Here is a 19,923-nt window from a genome sequence, read left to right as displayed (position 1 = left end):
TCCCGTGACCGCCGTGTGCAGCGCTGGTCGAAACTTTCCACGGCCCTCGGGCGGGCCGGAGAGGTGGGTTCCCGATGGTCCGTACGGCGAGTGCGAGCGTGGCGGCAGGTCCGACGCTGGCGGTCGTGGCGCGCGAGGCGGGGGTGTCGGTGCCGACCGCGTCGAAGGTGGTCAACGGCCGCGAGGACGTGGCACCCGAGACCCGCCGCCGCGTGACCGAGGCACTCGACCGGCTCGGTTACGTGCGCAGACCCCGCTTCGACGCGGCGAAGGCACCCCGGCTGGTCGATCTGGTCGTGCACTCGCTGGAGAGCTCCTGGTCGGGTGCGGTGCTGCACGGGGTGGAGGAGGCGGCGCACGACGCGGGCCTGGAGGTCGTGGTCTCGGCGGCGCTGATCCGCTCCCGGGTGGGCCGCCCGGAGCGCGGCTGGCTGGACAAGCTGGTCGCCCGGGGCTCCTCCGGGGTCCTGTTCAACCTGGCCGAGCTCAGCGACTCGCAGTACGCGTGGCTGGAGCAGCACCGCATCCCGTTCGTGATGATCGACCCGGTGCAGGAACCGCCGGAGGGCGTGGTCTCGGTGGGGGCGGCGAACTGGCAGGGCGGTCTGACGGCCACGGAGCATTTGCTGTCCCTGGGGCACGAGCGGGTCGCCGTCATCGCGGGTCCCCGGCGCACGATGTGCAGCAGCGCCCGGGTCGCCGGGTACCGCTCGGCGCTCGCGTCGGCCGGGGTCCGGCACCGCCCCGAGTACGTCCGGCACGCCGGTTTCGACGAGAGTGTCGCCCACCGCCGCATGCTGGAACTCCTCGACCTGCCCGAGCCGCCGACCGCCGTCTTCGTCTGCTCGGACCTGATGGCGCTGGGTGTCTACGAGGCCTTGGCCGAGCGGGGGTTGAGGGTCCCGGACGACATCAGTGTGGTCGGCTTCGACGACCTGCCCGAGGCCCGCTGGGCCTCCCCCGCCCTGACCACCGTCCGCCAGCCACTGTCCGAGATGGCGGCGACGGGCCTGCGGTCGCTGCTGCGCATGATGGACGGCCATCATCCGGAGAGCACGCGCACCGAGTTGTCGACGCGACTGGTGGAACGGTCGAGCACGGCGGCGCCGCGCGCGTAGGAGGGGCTGGAGACGCTGGGCAAGGTCCTGCCCGCCAGCTTCGGGGAGCGGTTCCCCGCGCAGACGCTGAGCGGGGTCGCCTCGCCGGCGCTGCCGGGGATGCTGTGCGAGGTCGACGCGGTCGCCGTACGGCCCGCGGCGCCGGACGGGGCCTGACGGACCCGCCCCCGGACGGGGCGGTCGTCGGTGAAGCAGGAAACCCAGCGGGCGACCGCTGGAATCCCCCGCCTTCAGGCGGGGGAGGAAGTCAAGCGGTTGTCCTTTCCGAACCGCCGCGCCGTCCCCCGGCGGGTCTCCCCTGGGGCGGCTCGTCTCCTCTGGCACGGCACAGCGTCACGGGCCGGCGGCACCCACGGCGAGCCCTGGCGGCGTACCCGGGCCGCCCAGGGACGGTTCACGCACGGGGGCGGCGGCGTCCCGGCCGGGGGCGGGCCGCCGGGGGCCCGCCCGGGTCGGGGGCCGGCGGCGGTGGGCTCGTACCTGGAGAGCGGCCAGCGCGTGGCCCGGCTGACGGGACTTGTGCCGGGTCCACGAGCGAGGTCAGAACCAGTGCAGGCAGTGCGGGGGGCGGTCGGCGCGGAAGAGGGCGTCAGCGAGGGGGGCCGCGCCCGGATGGTGGGCCCGGATGTGTCCGGCACGTACGAGCGTGCTCGGGGCGGTGCCGCCGAGGTAGACCGAGCCCAGGTCCCTCACGTCCAGGGACAGGTCGGGCTCCCGGTCCGTCGGGACGCAGTCGGGCTTGCCGTCCCGTACGGTCAGCAGGTACCGGCCGTGCTCGCCGAGGAACGGGTCCTCGACGTCGAGGACGAGCTCACCGTCCGCGAACCAGCCGCGCGCGGTCAGCGCACGCGGGACGTCCAGCAGGCGCACCCAGAGCCAGTCCATGTCGCCGCCCACCTCGCCGGCGCGGAAGTCCGCGAACTGCCAGCGCAGCGGATGCCCGGGTGGGACGTGCTGGAACACGACCTTGGAGACCAGGTCGTGGCCGAGCACGAACCGGGCCAGGGCCGTGAAGACGGCGCTGTCGGTGGCGATGGTCTCGTCGACCGTCAGGGTGCCGGACTCGATCGAGTAGCTGGCGTACCCGTCCGGGACACCGTCGGCGTCCCGGTGAACGGCGACGTAGCGCGGTGCCGGCGAGATCGGGGGCTGCCCGGCACGCAGGGCCCACCAGCGGTGCGGCCGGGACAGCGCGCCGGGCTGGGCGCGGCGGTACCGGTCGTAGACCTCTTCCAGGATCTCGCCGCACTCGGCACGACGCAGCACCTCGACCGAGCCGTGGTCCGGGCCGGTCGCCGGTGCGTCGGCTGTTCCGCCCGCCCGGGGGAGAGCGAGGGCGGACCGGTGGCGCGGCACCGTCAGCCGCTGCGTGTAGGTCGCCGGTCCGTAGCCGAATCTGCCGTAGATCGAGGCCTCGGAGCACAGCAGCACGGAGAGGACCTCCCCGCGGGCCCTCAGCTCGGCGAGCTGATGCCGCATCATCGCGTTGAGCACGCCCTGGCGCCGGTGCGAGGGCAGGACGCCGACGGCGGTCACCCCGGAGACGGGGACGAGGGTCTCCCCCGGGCAGGGTGAGCTCGAAGGAGTGCGCGGCGGCGGTTCCGACGGGCCGCCCGTCCGCCGTCAGGGCGAGCAGGCAGCGGTCCGTTTCGAGCGCCGACCACCAGAGCCCGCCGCCCTCGACCGGGGTTTCCGGGAATTGCCCGAACGCGGCATGGAGCGTGTCGACGAAGACGTCGAGATCGTCGTCGGTCGTGGGACGGATCTCCATGGCTGCCGCTGCCTCCTCGGGATACCGGACACCACGACTCGTGGTGTCCGGGCCACAGTGCAGCCTTGCCCCGCCCCCTCGGTCAAACGAATTACGGCCGGTCACGGCAGAGTCCGGCCCCAGCCCGACCGCCGGGGGTGAGTCGCGATCCGGCGCCCCCACCCGGCCGCCGGGTGGGGGTGAGTCGCGATCCGGCGCCCGCCGCCCGGAGGCGTCCGATTCCTTCAAGACCGGGAGTCGTGGGCCTGCCTACGGTGGCTCCATGACTGCACGATTCGATGCCATCGGCCTGGTCGTCTCCGACATGGCCGCCTCCGTCGCGTTCTACCGCCGGCTCGGGTTCGCCTTCCCGGACGGTGCCGAGAACCAGCCGCACGCCGAGGCCGCACTGCCCGGCGGGCTGCGGCTGTTGTTCGACACCGAGGAGACGGTCCGTTCCTTCCTGCCCGGGTGGCAGCCGCCCGCGGACGGGGGCCGGTCCTCGCTCGCCCTGCGGTGCGACGGGCCGGAGGAGGTGGACGCGCTGTACGACGAGCTGGTCGGCTCGGGCTGCCACGGCGAGCTCACGCCGTGGGACGCCTTCTGGGGGCAGCGGTACGCCGTGGTGCACGACCCGGACGGCAACGGGGTGGATCTGTTCGCCCCGCTAGCCGCCGCGGCCGAGTAGCTCCCCCAGCGGCAGACCCGACAACTGCCTGACGTCACGGGCCAGATGGGCCTGGTCGGCGTAACCGGCCCGTGCGGCCGTCTGCGCGAAGGGCACACCGGCCCGGGCCAGTGCGAGGGCGCGGCGCAGCCGCAGGATGCGGGCCAGGGTCTTGGGGCCGTAACCGAAGGCGGACAGCGAACGGCGGTGCAACTGGCGGGCACCGACACCGAGTTCGTCGGCGGTGGCGGCGACCGGACGGCCCGCGTCGAGGGCGGTGACGACCTGCCGGAGCAGGGGGTCGGGGGGTTCGGCACCGGCTGCCTGCCGCAGCGCCAGCTCCTCCAGGCCGCTCGCCGGGTCGGGGGCCGCGTTCACACGGTCGGACATGCGCCGCACCCGCGAGGCCGGCCACAGGTCCGCGAGCGCGACGCGCCGGTCGCGCAGCTCGTGCGCCGGCACGCCCAGGAGCGCCGGGGCCGTGCCCGGGTAGAAGCGGACTCCGGCCCAGGGGCCGGTCACGCCGTTCGGGAGGTACGCGCGGGTGTCGGGCCCGGCGACCATCAGCCGCCCGTCGTGCCACAGCAGATCCATGCACCCGTCGGGCAGGACCCGCCCCACCCCGGGCCGCAACGGGGTGTTGGTCCACACGACTGCCCCGGGCAGCCGCGACGCCCGCTCCACATACACATGGGCCAGGCTACGCCGCGACACCACAGGCCGCTGCGGCTCTCTGCCGACCCGCACTCGCACTCGCACTCGCACTCGCACTCGCACTCGCACTCGCACTCGCACTCGCACTCGCACGACAACGGCGGGCCCGGCGACCGGTGCCGCTACGCCGCCCGCCCTCGGTACTCCACCGGGCTCACCCCGTACACCCGCTTGAACGCCGTCGACAGGGCGAACGCGCTGCCGTAGCCCACCCTGCGGGCCACCGCGTCCAGGGTGTCGGCGGAGTCGCGCAGACGGTCGGCGGCGAGAGCGAGGCGCCAGCCGGTCAGGTAGGTCATCGGGGGTTCGCCCACCAGGCCGGTGAAGCGGCGGGCCAGCGCGGCGCGGGACACCCCGGCCTTCGCGGCGAGCGCGGCGACCGTCCAGGGGTGGGCCGGGTCGTCCTGGAGCAGGCGCAGGACGCCGCCGACGACCGGGTCGGCGAGGGCCCGGTACCACGCCGGGGCCTCCGCCTCGGGGCGTGCGAACCAGGCCCGCAGCGCGGCGATGAGCAGCAGGTCCAGCAGCCGGTCCAGGACGACCTCCTGCCCCGGCTCGTCCCGGACGATCTCCTCGGTGATGTACGCGGTGAGCGGGCAGGCCCACATGTCGGAGGTGAGGCTGAGCAGCGGCGGCAGGGCGTCCAGCAGCCGCCCGCTGACCTCACCCTGTGTCGGGTAGGTGCCGATCAGCACCACGGTGTTCCCGTCGAGCCGGTCGCCCCAGGTGCGCACGCCCAGGTCCATGGAGCCGTTGAGGGACTGCCCGTCGGGGTGGCGGCACTCCTGGTGCGGCAGGATCACCGCCTGCGGTGCCGTGCCGGGGGCGTCGGCGCACGTGTACGGGTCCGGGCCGCGGGCGATGGCGAGTTCCCCGGCCTTCAGCCCCGTGCGCTCGCCCCGGTCGGGCAGGATCCAGGCCTCGCCGCGGACGACGAGCATCACGGTGAGCGGGGCCCGGTCCTCCACGCGCACCGCCCACGGCGGGTCGAAGCACGCCCTGATCATGAACGCGCCCCGCGCGCGGGGCCCCTCCAGCAAGCCTGCGAGAGCGTCCATGGGACCAGCGTAGACGCGGTCGTATGGGAATGAGCCGTTCAGCGATGGTTCCGTGCGGTGTACGGCAGTTGACTCGATGACATGACGAACACGGCGGAGAACGCGGCACGGAACACGCGGGGTATGACGGTGGTGGTGACGGGCGCCTCGGGGCGTACCGGGAGCCGGGTGGCGCGGGCGGCGGAGGCGGCCGGGCTCACGGTGCGGGCGGCGTCCCGGGCGACGGGCTTCGACTGGTGGGACGGCTCGACCTGGGCGGACACCCTGCGGGGCGCCGACGCGGCCTATCTCGCCCACCCCGCGGACGTCGGCGCTCCGGGCGTCGCGGAGGCGGTCGGCGCGCTCGCACGGGAGGCGGCCGGGCTCGGGGTGCGGCGGCTGGTGCTGCTGTCCGCGCGGGGCGAGGACCAGGCCCTGCCCACCGAGGAGGCGCTGCACGCCTCGGGGGCGGACTGGACGGTCGTGCGGGCCGCCTGGTTCGCGCAGAACTTCAGCGAGGGGCCGCTGGTGGCGGAGCTGCGGGAGAGCGGTGAGCTGGTCTTCCCGGCCGGAGAGGTGCGGGAGCCGTTCCTCGACGTCCGGGACATCGCGGACGTGGTGGTGACCGCGCTGACGTCCGGCGACCGGTACGTGCGGCGGACCCTCACCCTCTCCGGGGCTCGGCTGCTGACCTTCGGGGAGGCCGTCGCGGAGATCGCCGGGGCGACGGGGCGCCCGCTGACGTACCGGGCCGTCTCGACACGGGACTACGAAGAGGCGCTGGTCGGTTTCGGTGTGCCGCCGGAGGAGGCGGCGGGCCTCACTGCGATCTTCGACACCCTCCTCGACGGCCGCAACGCGCATCTCTCGGACGGCGTGCGTGAGGTCCTGGGCCGTGCGCCCCGGGACTTCGGCGACTTCGTGCGCGAGGAGGCCGCCGCCGGGACCTGGAAGGCCTGAGAGCGGCGCCCGTCACGTGTCCTCGGGCGGCTGCCCCTCCCCGTTGAGCTGGGTGCTCTTGACGTGAGTGTTCTTCACGTGGGTGCTCTTCACATGCGTGCGCAGGCGGGCCGAGACGTCCTCCGGCGGCAGGAAGCGGGACCAGCGTTCCGGGAACTCGGAGGGCATGTCGGGGTCGGCCTCGCCCGCGGCGGTGGCGCGGGCGACGTACTCGGCGACCTGGGCCTGCCGCAGCCGCTCGTTGGCCTCGCGGGCCGCGGCCGTGGCGGCGGCCGGCCAGACCCGGTCGATGGCGGCGTTGACCGCGGCCCCGACCAGGACGGCGAACGCGGCCACACCGATCCACAGCAGCACGGCGACGGGCGCGGCGAGGGAACCGTAGATCGTGGGGCCCTCGACCGTGCTGGTCAGGTAGATCCGCAGCAGGAAGCTGCCGAGGACCCACATGCCGAGGGCGACGAGCGCGCCGGGCACGTCCTCGATCCACGGGGAACGGACCGGGACGGACACGTGGTACAGCGTCGTCAGGAAGGCGATCGACAGGAGGATCACCACCGGCCAGTACAGGACCTGGACGACCGTCGTCGACCACGGCACGATCCGCACCACCGCGTCCGGCCCGGCCACCATCAGCGGCAGCGCGACCGAGCCGATCAGCAGGGCCACGATGAACAGCAGAAAGGCCATGAGGCGGGTCTTGACGATGCCCCGGACGCCGTCGAGGCCGTACATCACGGTGATGGTGTCGATGAAGACGTTCACCGCGCGGGAGCCGGACCACAGGGCGAACAGGAAACCGATGGAGATGACGTCGGGCCGGCCGCCCTTCGTGACGTCGTGCAGGATCGGCTCGGCGATCTCCCGTACGCCCCGGTCGGACAGCACCGTGCGCGCGGCCTCCAGGAGGTTGGTCTGCAGGCTCTGGATGGTGTCGGCGCCGGTCCAGGCGTCGACGTAGCCGAGCAGTCCGATCATGCTGAGCAGCAGGGGTGGCACCGACAGCAGGGTGAAGAACGCGGCCTCGGCCGCGAGGCCCAGGATGCGGTACTCGATGCAGGAGTTGACGGTGTCCTTCAGCAGCAGCCAGGCGGTTTTGCGCTTGGAGACGTTCCGGTAGAGGGCTCGCGCCCGGTGGAGGCGCCCGGAGGGTGTGTCGGGGGTTTCACTTGCTGGCTGCACCCCCTAACGGTATCCGTCGTGCCCGGCCCCACTCACCCACAGGCCGGGTCTTCGCGGACCGGGCCGGGTCCGCCGGGTGCCAAGGTGCCGGTGCGGGGTACTTTCGCAGCATGGCAGGCAGCACCCACACCGTGACGAACCAGGCCCCGCCGCTGGTCGGCTACGACGTCTTCTCCGCCGACCGGGCCCTGGCCGCCGCGGTCGGCCGGCATCTCGATCCGGACCTGCGCGAGGAGGTCCTCGGCGAGCTGTCGGCACTCGGCCGGACCTCCGGCTCGGCCCAGGTGCAGGAGTGGGGGAGGCTGGCCAACGAGAACCCGCCACGGCTGCTCACGCACGACCGGTACGGCGACCGCCTGGACGAGGTCGAGTTCCACCCCTCCTGGCACCGGCTGCTCGGCAAGGGCGTCTCGGCCGGTCTGACGGCGGCCTGGGACCGGCCGGCCGGGCATCTGCGCCGGGCGGCCGCCTTCCTGGTGTGGACGCAGGTCGAGGCCGGCAACGGCTGCCCGCTGTCGATGACGCACGCGGCGGTGCCCGCCCTGCGCACCGACCCGGACCTGGCCGCCGAGTGGGAACCGCGGCTGACGTCCATGGTCTACGACCGTGAGCTGCGGCCCGCGCACCTCAAGGCCGGGGCGCTGTTCGGGATGGGCATGACGGAGAAGCAGGGCGGCAGCGACGTACGGGCGAACACCACGTCGGCGCGGCCCCTCGCCGAGGACGGGACGTACGAGCTGATCGGGCACAAGTGGTTCTGCTCGGCGCCCATGTCCGACGGTTTCCTGGTGCTGGCGCAGGCTCCGGGCGGGCTGACGTGCTTCCTGGTGCCGCGGGTACTCGCTGACGGCACGCGCAACGTGTTCCGGATCCAGCGGCTCAAGGACAAGCTGGGCAACCGGTCGAACGCCTCCGCCGAGGTCGAGTTCGACGGAACCTGGGCACGCCGGGTCGGCGAGGAGGGGCGCGGGGTGCGCACCATCATCGAGATGGTCGCGGCGACCCGGCTGGACTGTGTGCTCGGCTCGGCCGGGCTGATGCGGCAGGCCGTGGCGCAGGCGGTGCACCACTGCACGTACCGCGAGGCGTTCGGCGGGAAGCTCGCCGACAAGCCGCTCATGCGCAATGTCCTGGCCGATCTGGCGCTGGAGTCGGAGGCGGCGACGACGCTGGCGCTGCGGCTCGCGGCGGCCTACGACGACGGCGGTGAGCAGGAGCGGGCGCTGCTGCGGATCGTGGTGCCGACCGCCAAGTACTGGGTGACCAAGCGGTGCCCGCCCGTCGCGGTGGAGGCGGCGGAGTGCCTCGGGGGCAACGGGTACGTGGAGGAGTCCGGAATGCCGCGGCTGGTGCGCGAGTCGCCGCTGAACTCGGTCTGGGAGGGCGCGGGCAACGTCCAGGCGCTGGACGTGGTGCGGGCGTTGCAGCGGGAGCCGGGGGCGCTGGACGCGTATCTGCGGGAGGTCGGGCAGGCGCGCGGCGCCGATCACCGCCTCGACGGGGCCATCAAGGACCTGCTGACCGAACTGGCCGATCTGGAGGGCGTGGAGGGGCGGGCGCGGCGGCTGGCGGAGCGGCTCGCGCTGGTGCTCCAGGGCTCGCTGCTGGTCCGTTTCGCGCCACCGCAGGTCGCCGACGCGTTCTGCGCGGGGCGGCTCGGCGGCGACGGGGGCGCGGTCTTCGGGACGCTGCCGCACACGCTGGATCTGGCGTCAGTGGTGGAGCGGGCCCGGCCGGTGTCCTGATCCGGTCCGCTGTTCCGGGTGGGTGAAAAGCGGGGGTGGTGCTGCGCCGACACGGCACCACCCCCGCCGCACTGGCCCGTTCGAGCCGCTGAACGCCGCTCGGGACGGCGCCGCTCAAGTTTCGGACACGGCCGGGCCGTCCACCAGGGTTGCAGGGGGTTGCAAGTTGCTGCTGACTGTGTGCGGACTGGGCGCGCGCCCCCGGGGCAGACGGCACTATGAGACGCACAGTCAAAAGGCGACTCCGGGGGGCGCACGCGTATGGACGTCACGCACTTGGCAGCCGTCGACAGCACGCGCGCGGCCAGGGTTCTCAGCGAGGTCCGTTCCGCCCGGCTGGCAGGGCAGCCCGCCGCGGTGTCGCCGCGTCCGGTGATCGAGCGGTCCTGGGAGCGGATGCTGCGCAGCGGCGTCGACCCGGACCATGACTTCCGTGCGGATCCGCTGTCCCGCGAGGAGGTGCAGCGGCGGCGCGAGACGTCGGTATTGCGCCATGTGCTGCCGGTGCTGCGGGAGGGGTTGCTGGCGGCCGCGGACGTCGCCCACCACATCATGGTGGTGGCCGACGAGGACGGCCGGGTGCTGTGGCGCGAGGGCAGTCCGCCGGTGTTGCGCAAGGCCGACGGGCTGGGTCTTGAACTGGGCGCCGACTGGCGTGAGGACGTCGTCGGCACGAACGGTGTGGGCACCCCGGCGGTGGTGCGCCGGCCGGTGCAGGTCTTCGCCTCCGAGCACTTTGTGCGCTCCCAGGCCGGCTGGACCTGTGCGGGGGCTCCCCTGACGGATCCGCGGGACGGCCGGCTGATCGGCGTGGTGGACGTGAGCGGTCCGCTGGAGACGATGCATCCGGCCACGCTCGCCTGGGTCGGCTCGGTGGCCGGACTCGCCGAGGCCCGGTTGCGGGAGATGCACACCGAGTCGCTGGAGCGGCTGCGCGCGGTGGCGGCGCCGGTGCTGGTCCGGATCGGCGGCCGTGCCCTGGTCGTCGACCGGGACGGCTGGACCGCCGCGGTCAGCGGAATGCCGTACGTGCGGCGTGTGGCCCTGCCGAAGTCGCTGTCGGCGGGCCCGAGACGGCTGCCGGCGCTCGGGCTGTGCTCGGTGGAGCCGCTGGCCGGGGGCTGGCTGGTGCGGGCGGCCGCCGACGAGCCGGTGCCGCGCGGCCCGGCCAGGATCGTGCTGGATCTCAGGCAGGCGCGGCGGTGGTCGGTGGAGGTGCTCGGCGGGGCGGGCTCCTGGACCCGGGAACTGAGCCCGCGGCACGCGGAGTTGCTGTACCTCCTCGCGGTCCACCGCTGCGGCCGCAGCGCCTCGGGCCTGGCCGGGGACGTGTTCGGCGACCCGGCCCGCACGGTGACGGTGCGTGCCGAGATGTCGCGGGTACGGCGGTATCTGGGGGCGTTCCTGGAGCACCGGCCGTACCGGTTCGCCGAGGACGCCGAGGTGGAGGTGCTGCTTCCGGACGACCCACGGGATCTGCTGCCGCACTCGACCGCACCGGCGGTGAGCAGACGGCGCGGGTCCGCACCGGCGCCCTGAGGTTCACTGCGCGTGCCGTACAAGCCGCCCCGAGGGGGGCATCTTTCGCATATTTGCAGGGTCTTCGCCCCCCGCACGCTCACCTGCCGTAGCATCCCTGTACGGGCCACCCCACCTGCTCCTCCGTCAACGTACGGATCAACAGGCGCAGTTGGCCTGCCTCGGGAGGACGTTATGAAGCATCGCGGCAGACACCGGCGGCGCAGGCGGGGCAGGGCGCTGCGCGCGACCCTGGCCGGGACGGCTCTCGCGCTCACCGCCGCCGCCACCATGATCAGCGCCTCGCAGGCCACCGTCGCCGACGCCCCCGGGGCACTGAAGCCGGTCTCCGCGTCCGACGGGGCCGGGCGGCTGCCGCTGGCCGAGCACCGGGTGCCCGGGGAGTGGCTGGACCGGCTCGCGTCGGAGATGGGCCGGCCCGTCGGCGTCGGCGCGGTGCTGGAGGGCGCCGACCTGCCGCTGCATGAGGCGGCCGACTGCTCGGCCTCCGAGAAGCACAGCCTGCCGGTGGAGCCGGCGGCCTCGCGCGCGTACTGCTTCGGCGGCTCCGACACCCGGGGCTGGCGGGCCGGCGCAGTCACGACCTCGGGCGACGCGGACGACGACGGCCGCTGGGGCGGGAACCGCGTGATCCTGTCCGGCTGGACCCGGGGCGCCGAGGGCGGCTCCCTGGACGGCCCGGCCCCCGGGCAGGGCCTGGCCAAGGTCGCCTTCGTCGACGCGAACGACCCCGCCCGGCTGCGCTACACCTGGGCCCTGCTGGCCGTTCCGGTGGACGGCGGGCGGGACTACCGGGGGCTGGTCTCCCCGCTGTCCGGCATGGTCTGGTACCAGGACAAGCTGCTGGTGACGACCCGCGAGGGCGACCGGGACGCGTTGTACGTGTACGACATGGACCGCATTCAGCGCGCCACCGTCGACTCCGGCGCGGTCGGACGGGTGGCGGGCGGCTGGGCAGCGCACGGTTACCGGTTCGTGCTCCCGGCCGTCGGCTCGTACACACTGCCCGGCGGGGACGGCGCGTCCCGCCCGGCCACCGTCTCCCTGGACCGCAGCACCGCGCCCGACAGCCTGGTCGCGAGCGAGTGGGTGCCCACGGACGGCGACCGGCGCACCCGGCTGTGGCGCTACGCGCTGAGCCGGGACCCGGCCCGCTCCGGCCTGCTCGCCACCGACTCCTCCGGGGAGGCGGACCCGGTCGAGGCGTACGAGACGAAGACGGCCGACGTGCGAGGCGTGCTGTCCCGCCGCTCGGGCTGGTACCTGGACCGCGCGGCGGGCCGTCCGGGCGGGCACGGGACGCTGTGGCGCCAGGACACGGACGGCGCGCGGGCGGCGGAGTGCGGCACGGACGAGACCCGGCACTGCTGGAGCGGCGGGTCGGGTTCCCTGTCCTACTGGGAGGAGACCGGCGAGGTCTGGTCCCAGTCGGGGCGGATGCTGTTCGCGCTGCCGCTGACCTCGATCGGCAGGGCCCTGGACTGATCGGCGCCGCCCGCGGAGGACGGGGCCGATCGACAGACGCGTAGGTCAGATGATTTTCTGACCCGCATGACCTCCATCGCCGTGACCACCTGGTCCCTGGAGCAGACCGCCCCGACCGACCTGCTGCCGGCCGTCGCGCCGGACGGGGACGTCCGGGTCGTCCGCTCCGAGGTGCCCTCGCCCGAGTTCAGCCGGTTCCTGTACGCGTCGGTGGGCGGCGACATCCTCTGGACGGACCGGCTCAGCTGGTCGTACGCGCGGTGGGTGGAGCATCTGGAGCGGCCCGGCGTGGAGACGTGGGTGGCGTACGACCGGGGCACACCCGCGGGATACGTGGAGCTGGAGGCACAGGACGATGCGGTCGTGGAGATCGGCTACTTCGGGCTGCTCCCCGCCTTCCGGGGCCGGCGCATCGGCGGGCATCTGTTGTCGTACGGCACGGCCCGGGCCTGGGACCTCGCGGACCGCTGGGCGGGACTGGCGCCGACGAAGCGGGTCTGGCTGCACACCTGCAGCAAGGACGGCGAGCACGCGATGGACAACTACCAGCGGCGGGGCTTCAAGCTGTTCGACACCAAGGTCGAGGAGGAGGCGGACGCCGCCGCTCCGGGACCGTGGCCTGGGGCGTTCCCCGTCTGACCTGGACGGACACCTCAAGGGCGACCGATGTGACCAACGACACCCTTGTCTTACTCTGCGAGACAAGGGTGTCCGCATCTTGGACGAAGCTGGACTGTGTCCAGATCGCCGTGACACGCTTCCGTCATGTCTGGAACTGGGATTGCCTTGGTGAGTCGGCGGCACGTCGACCTCGGCCGCATGTCCAGCGCCATCTGTCCGGCGCACTGAGCGTACTCAGCCCGCGCCCGACATCTTCCTTTCCTGCCTCACACCCGCGCAACGACGCGCCCTATGCCCATGCGCTCGCATGCGCAGGTCAGAGCCGCTTTCCCGCCTGTCCCGAAGGACGTATCAACCATGGCCGCCACCCCGCAGAAGCCTGCCGCCGCGACTCCCCGCCGCAAGGTGAGCCGTCACCGCGGTGAGGGTCAGTGGGCCGTGGGGCATCACACCCCACTGAACGGCAACGAGCAGTTCAAGAAGGACGACGACGGTCTCAATGTGCGGACACGCATTGAGACGATCTACTCCAAGCGGGGCTTCGACTCGATCGACCCGAACGACCTGCGCGGCCGCATGCGCTGGTGGGGCCTGTACACCCAGCGCAAGCCCGGCATCGACGGCGGCAAGACGGCGATCCTGGAGCCCGAGGAGCTGGACGACGAGTACTTCATGCTGCGCGTCCGCATCGACGGCGGCCGTCTCAGCACGCGGCAGCTGCGAGTGATCGGCGAGATCTCGCAGGAGTTCGCCCGCGGCACCGCCGACATCACGGACCGGCAGAACGTGCAGTACCACTGGATTCGCATCGAGGACGTGCCCGCGATCTGGGACCGGCTGGAGGCGGTCGGCCTGTCCACCACCGAGGCCTGCGGTGACACGCCCCGCGTGGTCATCGGCTCGCCGGTCGCGGGAATCGCCGACGACGAGATCATCGACGGCAGCTCCGCCATCGACGAGATCCACCGTCGGTTCATCGGCAGCAAGGAGTTCTCCAACCTGCCGCGCAAGTTCAAGACGGCGATCTCCGGATCGCCGCTGCTCGACGTGGCGCACGAGATCAACGACGTCGCGTTCGTCGGTGTGAACCACCCCGAGCACGGCCCGGGCTTCGACCTGTGGGTCGGCGGCGGCCTGTCCACGAACCCGAAGCTCGGCGTCCGGCTCGGCGCCTGGGTGCCGCTGGAGGAGGTCCCGGACGTCTGGGCGGGCGTGATCGGCATCTTCCGCGACTACGGCTACCGGCGCCTGCGCACGCGCGCCCGCCTGAAGTTCCTGGTCGCCGACTGGGGTGCGGAGAAGTTCCGCCAGGTGCTGGAGGACGAGTACCTCAAGCGCCCGCTGGCCGACGGTCCCGCGCCCGCCGAGCCCGTGGCGCGCTGGCGCGACCACATCGGTGTGCACCGGCAGAAGGACGGCCGCTTCTACGTCGGCTTCGCCCCGCGCGTGGGACGCGTCGACGGCGCGACGCTCACGAAGATCGCCGACCTCGCGGAGGCCCACGGCTCGGGCCGGGTGCGCACCACCGTCGAGCAGAAGATGATCGTCCTCGACGTCGAGGAGAACCAGGTCGAGTCGCTCGTCGAGGCCCTCGAGGCACTCGACCTGACCGCCCGGCCCTCCTCGTTCCGGCGCGGCACGATGGCCTGCACCGGCATCGAGTTCTGCAAGCTCGCCATCGTCGAGACCAAGCAGCGCGGCTCTCAGCTGATCGACGAGCTGGAGCGGCGTCTGCCGGACTTCGACGAGCCGCTCACCATCAACCTCAACGGCTGCCCGAACGCCTGCGCCCGGATCCAGGTCGCCGACATCGGTCTCAAGGGCCAGCTCATGCTCAACGACCAGGGCGAGCAGGTCGAGGGCTACCAGGTGCACCTGGGCGGCGCCCTGGGCCTGGAGGCCGGCTTCGGCCGCAAGGTGCGCGGTCTGAAGGTCACCTCCGAGGAACTGCCGGACTACGTCGAGCGCGTCCTGAAGCGGTTCCAGGCCGAGCGCGAGGACGGCGAGCGGTTCGCCGCGTGGGCGGCGCGGGCCGGCGAGGAGGCCCTGTCGTGAGCGAGCGCGCGGCACCGTTCTACTGCCCCTACTGCGGTGATGAGGACCTGCGTCCGAGCGAGGCCGCCGAGGGCGGGCACGGCGCGTGGGAATGCGCGGCGTGCAGCCGGGCCTTTCAGCTGAAGTTCCTCGGGCTGCTGGCCCAGGGGCTGAAGCGATCCGATTCCGGAGGGGCACAGATATGACGACCGTTCAGGAAGAGCGCACCACCGAGGACCTGAAGAAGCTCGCCGAACAGGCGGGCCGCGATCTGGAGGACGCCTCCGCGCTGGAGATCCTCCAGTGGGCGGCCGGAACGTTCGGCAAGCGCTTCTGCGTGACCTCCTCGATGGAGGACGCCGTGGTCGCCCACCTCGCCGCCCGCGCCATGCCCGGCGTCGACGTGGTCTTCCTCGACACCGGCTACCACTTCGAGGAGACCATCGGCACCCGCGACGCGGTCGAGGCCGTGATGGACGTCAACCTCATCACGCTCACCCCGGTCCAGACGGTCGCCGAGCAGGACGCCGAGTACGGTCCGAAGCTGCACGACCGCGACCCCGACCTGTGCTGCAAGCTGCGCAAGGTGCAGCCGCTGGAGCAGGGCCTGAAGGACTACCAGGCCTGGGCGACCGGTCTGCGCCGCGACGAGTCCCCGACCCGGGCGAACACCCCGGTGGTCGGCTGGGACGAGAAGCGGCAGAAGATCAAGATCTCGCCGATCGCCCGCTGGACCCAGGACGACGTGGACGCGTACGTCACGGAGCACGGTGTCCTGACGAACCCGCTGCTGACGGACGGCTACGCCTCCGTCGGCTGCGCCCCCTGCACCCGTCGCGTCCTTCAGGGCGAGGACGCGCGCGCCGGCCGCTGGGCGGGCCGCAGCAAGACCGAGTGCGGGCTGCACGGATGACGACGACGATTCAGGAGAGTGACGTGACGACCGGAGCCACCGTCTGGCTCACGGGTCTGCCGAGCGCCGGCAAGACCACGATCGCCCACGAACTGGCCGGCCGGCTCCGCGAGGAGGGCCACCGGGTCGAGGTGCTCGACGGCGACGAGATCCGCGAGTTCCTCTCGGCGGGGCTCGGCTTCAGCCGCGAGGACCGGCACACCAACGTGCAGCGCATCGGCTTCGTCGCCGAACTGCTCGCCCGCAACGGCGTGCTCGCCCTCGTCCCGGTCATCGCGCCGTACCAGGACAGCCGGGAGGCGGTGCGCAAGCGCCACCAGGCCAACGGCACCGGGTATGTCGAGGTGCATGTCGCGACGCCCGTCGAGGTGTGCAGCGAGCGTGACGTGAAGGGCCTGTACGCCAAGCAGGCCGCGGGCGAACTGACCGGGCTGACCGGGGTCGACGACCCGTACGAGGCACCCGAGTCGCCCGACCTGCGCATCGAGTCGCAGAACCAGACCGTGCAGGAGTCCGCGGCTTGCGTGTACGCCCTGCTGACCGAAAGGGGACTGGCATGACGACCGTCGCCACCGTTTCCGAGGAGACCGGCAGCCCGTACGCGCTGTCGCACCTCGACGCCCTCGAGTCCGAGGCGGTGCACATCTTCCGCGAGGTGGCGGGCGAGTTCGAGCGGCCGGTGATCCTCTTCTCCGGCGGCAAGGACTCCATCGTCATGCTGCACCTGGCGCTGAAGGCGTTCCGCCCGGCGTCGGTGCCGTTCTCGCTGCTGCACGTGGACACCGGGCACAACTTCCCCGAGGTCCTCGAGTACCGCGACCGCACGGTGGAGAAGCACGGGCTGCGGCTGCACGTGGCCTCCGTGCAGGACTACATCGACCGCGGTGTCCTCAAGGAGCGCCCGGACGGCACCCGCAACCCGCTGCAGACGCTGCCGCTGACCGAGAAGATCCAGGCGGAGAAGTTCGACGCCGTCTTCGGCGGCGGCCGCCGCGACGAGGAGAAGGCCCGGGCCAAGGAGCGGGTGTTCTCCCTGCGCGACGAGTTCTCCCAGTGGGACCCGCGCCGCCAGCGCCCGGAGCTGTGGAACCTGTACAACGGCCGGCACGCGCCCGGCGAACACGTCCGCGTGTTCCCGCTGTCCAACTGGACCGAGCTGGACGTGTGGCAGTACATCGCCCGCGAGGGCATCGAGCTGCCGCAGATCTACTACGCGCACGAGCGCGAGGTGTTCTCCCGCAGCGGCATGTGGCTGACCGCCGGCGAGTGGGGCGGGCCGAAGGACGGCGAGACCGTCGAGAAGCGGCTCGTGCGCTACCGGACCGTGGGTGACATGTCCTGCACCGGCGCGGTGGACTCCGACGCCGACACCATCGAGAAGGTGATCGTGGAGATCGCCGCCTCCCGGCTCACCGAGCGGGGCGCCACCCGCGCCGACGACAAGATGTCCGAGGCCGCGATGGAAGACCGCAAGCGCGAGGGGTACTTCTAAAGATGACCACGATCACCACCGAGGAACTCGCGGAAACGACCCTTCTGCGGTTCGCCACCGCCGGCTCCGTCGACGACGGCAAGTCCACCCTCGTCGGGCGGCTGCTGCACGACTCCAAGTCGGTCCTCACCGACCAGCTGGAGGCCGTGGAGCGCGTCTCCGCGAGCCGCGGCCAGGAGGCCCCGGACCTCGCACTGCTGACGGACGGCCTGCGGGCCGAGCGGGAGCAGGGCATCACCATCGACGTGGCGTACCGTTACTTCGCCACGCCCCGGCGGCGGTTCATCCTCGCCGACACGCCCGGCCACGTGCAGTACACCCGGAACATGGTCACCGGTGCCTCGACGGCCGAGCTGACGGTCATCCTGGTCGACGCCCGCAACGGTGTCGTCGAGCAGACCCGTCGGCACGCCGCGATCGCCGCCCTGCTGCGCGTCCCGCACGCGGTCCTCGCGGTCAACAAGATGGACCTCGTCGGGTACGACGAGAAGGTGTTCGCCGCCATCGCCGAGGAGTTCACGGCGTACGCGACCGAGCTGGGCGTCCCCGAGGTCACCGCGATCCCGATCTCCGCGCTCGTCGGCGACAACGTGGTGGACCCGTCCGCGAACATGGACTGGTACGGCGGCCCGACCGTGCTGGAGCACCTGGAGACGGTCCCGGTCGCGCACGACCTGAGCCACTGCCACGCCCGGCTGCCCGTGCAGTACGTGATCCGGCCGCAGAGCGCCGACCACCCGGACTACCGGGGCTACGCCGGTCAGATCGCGGCCGGGTCCTTCCACGTCGGCGAGGACGTCACCGTCCTGCCGTCGGGCCGCGCCTCGAAGATCTCCGGCATCGACCTGCTGGGCGAGCCGGTCGACGTCGCCTGGACCACACAGTCGGTGACCCTCCTGCTGGAGGACGACATCGACATCTCGCGCGGTGACCTGATCGTGCCCAGCAAGGACGCGCCCCCGACAACGCAGGACGTCGAGGCGACCGTCTGCCATGTCGCGGACGCCGCGCTGACCGTCGGGCACCGGGTGCTGCTCAAGCACGGCACCCGCACGGTCAAGGCGATCGTCAAGGACATCCCGTCCCGCCTCACGCTCGACAACCTGTCCCTGCACCCGCACCCGGGACAGCTCGTCGCCAACGACATCGGCCGGGTGAAGATCCGTACCGCCGAGCCGCTGCCCGTCGACTCCTACGCCGACTCCCGGCGCACCGGCTCGTTCATCCTGATCGACCCGAACGACGGCACCACCCTCACCGCGGGCATGGTCGGCGAGTCCTTCGCCGCCCCGGAGCCGGTCAAGGACGCGTCCGGGGACGACGGGTGGGACTTCTGACATGACCTCCCCCGACTTCTACTCCATGTTCGCCAAGGAGGGCGGCCGCGTCGGCAGCGGTGCTCTGGGCAGCGGGCAGGGCGGAGTGGCGCGATGTGTGCGCTGACGTACGCGCACTGCCTGCGCGCCCTCACCCCCCACCGCCGTAGACGAAAACCCGCCGACCTCCCGGCCACGACCTGAGTAACCGTGACCGCCGGGCCTTCGAGAGGACCACCTCCCGTGCCTGCTTCATCCGCTCTTCGCCGCGGTTTCGCGGTCGTCGCCGCACTTCCCCTGCTCACGCTGGCCGCCTGCGGCTACGGCTCCCAGGCCAAGGACGACGGTGCCGCCAAGGTCGCCGCCGGGGCGAAGAAGATCGAGGGTCTCGACAAAGTCAAGATCGGCTACTTCGGCAACCTGACCCACGGCACCGCGCTGGTGGGCATGCAGAAGGGCATCTTCCAGAAGGCTCTCGGCGCCACGGAGGTCGAGCCGGCCGTCTTCAACGCCGGTCCCTCGGAGATCGAGGCGCTCAACTCCGGTTCCATCGACATCGGCTGGATCGGCCCCTCCCCCGCCATCAACGGCTACGTCAAGTCGAACGGCAAGAACCTGCGCATCATCGGCGGTTCGGCGTCCGGCGGCGTGAAGCTGGTGGTCAATCCGGACAAGATCAAGTCGCTGAAGGACGTCAAGGGCAAGCGGATCGCGACTCCGCAGCTGGGCAACACGCAGGACGTGGCGTTCCTCAACTGGGCCGCGGAGCAGGGCTGGAAGGTCGACCCGCAGAGCGGCAAGGGTGACGTCACGGTCGTCCGCAGCGACAACAAGGTCACCCCGGACGCCTTCAAGGCCGGGTCGGTCGACGGCGCCTGGGTGCCGGAGCCGACCGCGTCCAAGCTGGTCGCCGAGGGCGGCAAGGAGCTGCTCGACGAGTCGACGCTGTGGCCGGACAAGAAGTTCGTGATCACGAACATCATCGTGCGGCAGGACTTCCTGAAGAAGTACCCGCAGGTCGTCGAAGCCGTGCTCAAGGGCTCGGTCGAGACCAACAAGTGGATCAACGCCAACCCGGACGCGGCGAAGGAAGCGGCGAACAAGCTGCTGGAAGCGGAAACCGGCAAGGCGCTGCCCGCCGACGTGCTGGACCCGGCGTGGAAGTCGATCCGGTTCACCGACGACCCGCTGGCCTCCACCCTCAACACCGAGGCCGAGCACGCGGTGAAGGCGGGGCTGCTTCAGAAGCCGGACCTGAAGGGCATCTACGACCTCGCGCCGCTGAACAAGGTTCTGAAGGCCGAGGGCGAGCCCACGGTCGGCGACGCCGGTCTCGGCGCGAAGTAAGCCCGC

At 72.3% G+C, this 19,923-nt stretch carries 18 protein-coding genes and 2 pseudogenes; 16 read left to right on the top strand and 4 right to left on the bottom strand.

Going from position 1 to position 19,923, the window contains the following annotated elements; genetic code table 11:
- Positions 1–74 precede the first annotated feature (74 nt).
- Positions 75–1,118 (top strand): LacI family DNA-binding transcriptional regulator, encoded by a 1,044-nt coding sequence (locus CEB94_RS31730; RefSeq protein WP_175435440.1) that lies wholly within the window; start codon positions 75–77, stop codon positions 1,116–1,118.
- A 6-nt stretch (positions 1,119–1,124) separates the two neighbouring features.
- Positions 1,125–1,274 (top strand): annotated as a pseudogene (locus tag CEB94_RS41190) (RidA family protein); the annotation flags it as partial.
- A gap of 384 nt (positions 1,275–1,658) precedes the next feature.
- Here the strand turns inward: CEB94_RS41190 and CEB94_RS31725 are convergent.
- Positions 1,659–2,889 (bottom strand): annotated as a pseudogene (locus CEB94_RS31725) (GNAT family N-acetyltransferase).
- A gap of 262 nt (positions 2,890–3,151) precedes the next feature.
- Here CEB94_RS31725 and CEB94_RS31720 point away from each other — a divergent pair.
- On the top strand, positions 3,152–3,556 hold the full coding sequence (locus CEB94_RS31720; RefSeq protein ID WP_175435439.1) for a VOC family protein: 405 nt from the start codon (positions 3,152–3,154) through the stop codon (positions 3,554–3,556).
- Here CEB94_RS31720 and CEB94_RS31715 read toward each other — a convergent pair.
- Positions 3,536–4,225 (bottom strand): helix-turn-helix domain-containing protein, encoded by a 690-nt coding sequence (locus CEB94_RS31715; protein ID WP_175437232.1) that lies wholly within the window; start codon positions 4,223–4,225, stop codon positions 3,536–3,538. The two genes, CEB94_RS31720 and CEB94_RS31715, sit on opposite strands and share 21 nt — an antisense overlap.
- Before the next feature lie 146 nt (positions 4,226–4,371).
- Entirely contained in the window at positions 4,372–5,307 is a 936-nt protein-coding gene (locus CEB94_RS31710; RefSeq protein WP_175435438.1) for an AraC family transcriptional regulator, read from the bottom strand.
- Positions 5,308–5,388: 81 nt separating this feature from the next.
- Here CEB94_RS31710 and CEB94_RS31705 point away from each other — a divergent pair, with 81 nt between their 5' ends.
- Positions 5,389–6,246, top strand: a complete 858-nt coding sequence (locus CEB94_RS31705; RefSeq protein WP_175435437.1) for a Rossmann-fold NAD(P)-binding domain-containing protein — start codon at positions 5,389–5,391, stop codon at positions 6,244–6,246.
- A 12-nt stretch (positions 6,247–6,258) separates the two neighbouring features.
- On the opposite strand, the gene CEB94_RS31700 is transcribed toward CEB94_RS31705, so the two are convergent.
- Positions 6,259–7,425 carry a YihY/virulence factor BrkB family protein gene (locus CEB94_RS31700; protein WP_175435436.1) on the bottom strand — a complete coding sequence of 389 codons (1,167 nt, stop codon included), beginning with the start codon at positions 7,423–7,425 and terminating at the stop codon, positions 6,259–6,261.
- 110 nt (positions 7,426–7,535) lie between these two features.
- Here CEB94_RS31700 and CEB94_RS31695 point away from each other — a divergent pair, with 110 nt between their 5' ends.
- The 12 genes from CEB94_RS31695 to CEB94_RS31640 all read left to right on the top strand — a co-directional run bounded on the left by CEB94_RS31695 (position 7,536) and on the right by CEB94_RS31640 (position 19,917).
- Positions 7,536–9,170 (top strand): acyl-CoA dehydrogenase family protein, encoded by a 1,635-nt coding sequence (locus tag CEB94_RS31695; protein ID WP_175435435.1) that lies wholly within the window; start codon positions 7,536–7,538, stop codon positions 9,168–9,170.
- Positions 9,171–9,431: 261 nt separating this feature from the next.
- On the top strand, positions 9,432–10,709 hold the full coding sequence (locus tag CEB94_RS31690) for a GAF domain-containing protein (protein ID WP_175435434.1): 1,278 nt from the start codon (positions 9,432–9,434) through the stop codon (positions 10,707–10,709).
- Between the two features lie 174 nt (positions 10,710–10,883).
- Positions 10,884–12,194 carry a hypothetical protein gene (locus CEB94_RS31685; protein WP_175435433.1) on the top strand — a complete coding sequence of 437 codons (1,311 nt, stop codon included), beginning with the start codon at positions 10,884–10,886 and terminating at the stop codon, positions 12,192–12,194.
- Positions 12,195–12,260: 66 nt separating this feature from the next.
- Positions 12,261–12,833, top strand: coding sequence for a GNAT family N-acetyltransferase (locus CEB94_RS31680; RefSeq protein ID WP_175435432.1), 573 nt, complete (start codon positions 12,261–12,263; stop codon positions 12,831–12,833).
- A gap of 126 nt (positions 12,834–12,959) precedes the next feature.
- Entirely contained in the window at positions 12,960–13,043 is an 84-nt protein-coding gene (locus CEB94_RS41955; RefSeq protein ID WP_311241247.1) for a putative leader peptide, read from the top strand.
- A 129-nt stretch (positions 13,044–13,172) separates the two neighbouring features.
- Entirely contained in the window at positions 13,173–14,870 is a 1,698-nt protein-coding gene (locus CEB94_RS31675; protein ID WP_175435431.1) for a nitrite/sulfite reductase, read from the top strand.
- Entirely contained in the window at positions 14,867–15,055 is a 189-nt protein-coding gene (locus tag CEB94_RS31670) for a hypothetical protein (protein ID WP_175435430.1), read from the top strand. Before CEB94_RS31675 ends, CEB94_RS31670 begins: the two co-directional genes overlap by 4 nt.
- Complete coding sequence (locus CEB94_RS31665) at positions 15,052–15,762, top strand: phosphoadenylyl-sulfate reductase (protein WP_175435429.1); 711 nt, start codon at positions 15,052–15,054, stop codon at positions 15,760–15,762. Before CEB94_RS31670 ends, CEB94_RS31665 begins: the two co-directional genes overlap by 4 nt.
- Positions 15,763–15,785: 23 nt before the next feature.
- Complete coding sequence (gene cysC / locus CEB94_RS31660; protein WP_175435428.1) at positions 15,786–16,322, top strand: adenylyl-sulfate kinase; 537 nt, start codon at positions 15,786–15,788, stop codon at positions 16,320–16,322.
- Positions 16,319–17,254, top strand: a complete 936-nt coding sequence (gene cysD / locus CEB94_RS31655) for a sulfate adenylyltransferase subunit CysD (protein WP_175435427.1) — start codon at positions 16,319–16,321, stop codon at positions 17,252–17,254. The genes cysC and cysD overlap by 4 nt, the downstream gene beginning before the upstream one ends.
- 2 nt (positions 17,255–17,256) lie before the next feature.
- Positions 17,257–18,591 (top strand): sulfate adenylyltransferase subunit 1, encoded by a 1,335-nt coding sequence (locus tag CEB94_RS31650; protein WP_175435426.1) that lies wholly within the window; start codon positions 17,257–17,259, stop codon positions 18,589–18,591.
- 222 nt (positions 18,592–18,813) lie between these two features.
- Positions 18,814–19,917 carry an aliphatic sulfonate ABC transporter substrate-binding protein gene (locus CEB94_RS31640; protein ID WP_175435425.1) on the top strand — a complete coding sequence of 368 codons (1,104 nt, stop codon included), beginning with the start codon at positions 18,814–18,816 and terminating at the stop codon, positions 19,915–19,917.
- The last annotated feature ends 6 nt before the right edge of the window (positions 19,918–19,923 follow it).

Source organism: Streptomyces hawaiiensis (genome assembly GCF_004803895.1).
GTDB lineage: Bacteria > Actinomycetota > Actinomycetes > Streptomycetales > Streptomycetaceae > Streptomyces > Streptomyces hawaiiensis.
The sequence above is the reverse complement of the archived record's forward strand: the minus strand, read 5'-3'. Positions and strand labels throughout refer to the sequence as shown.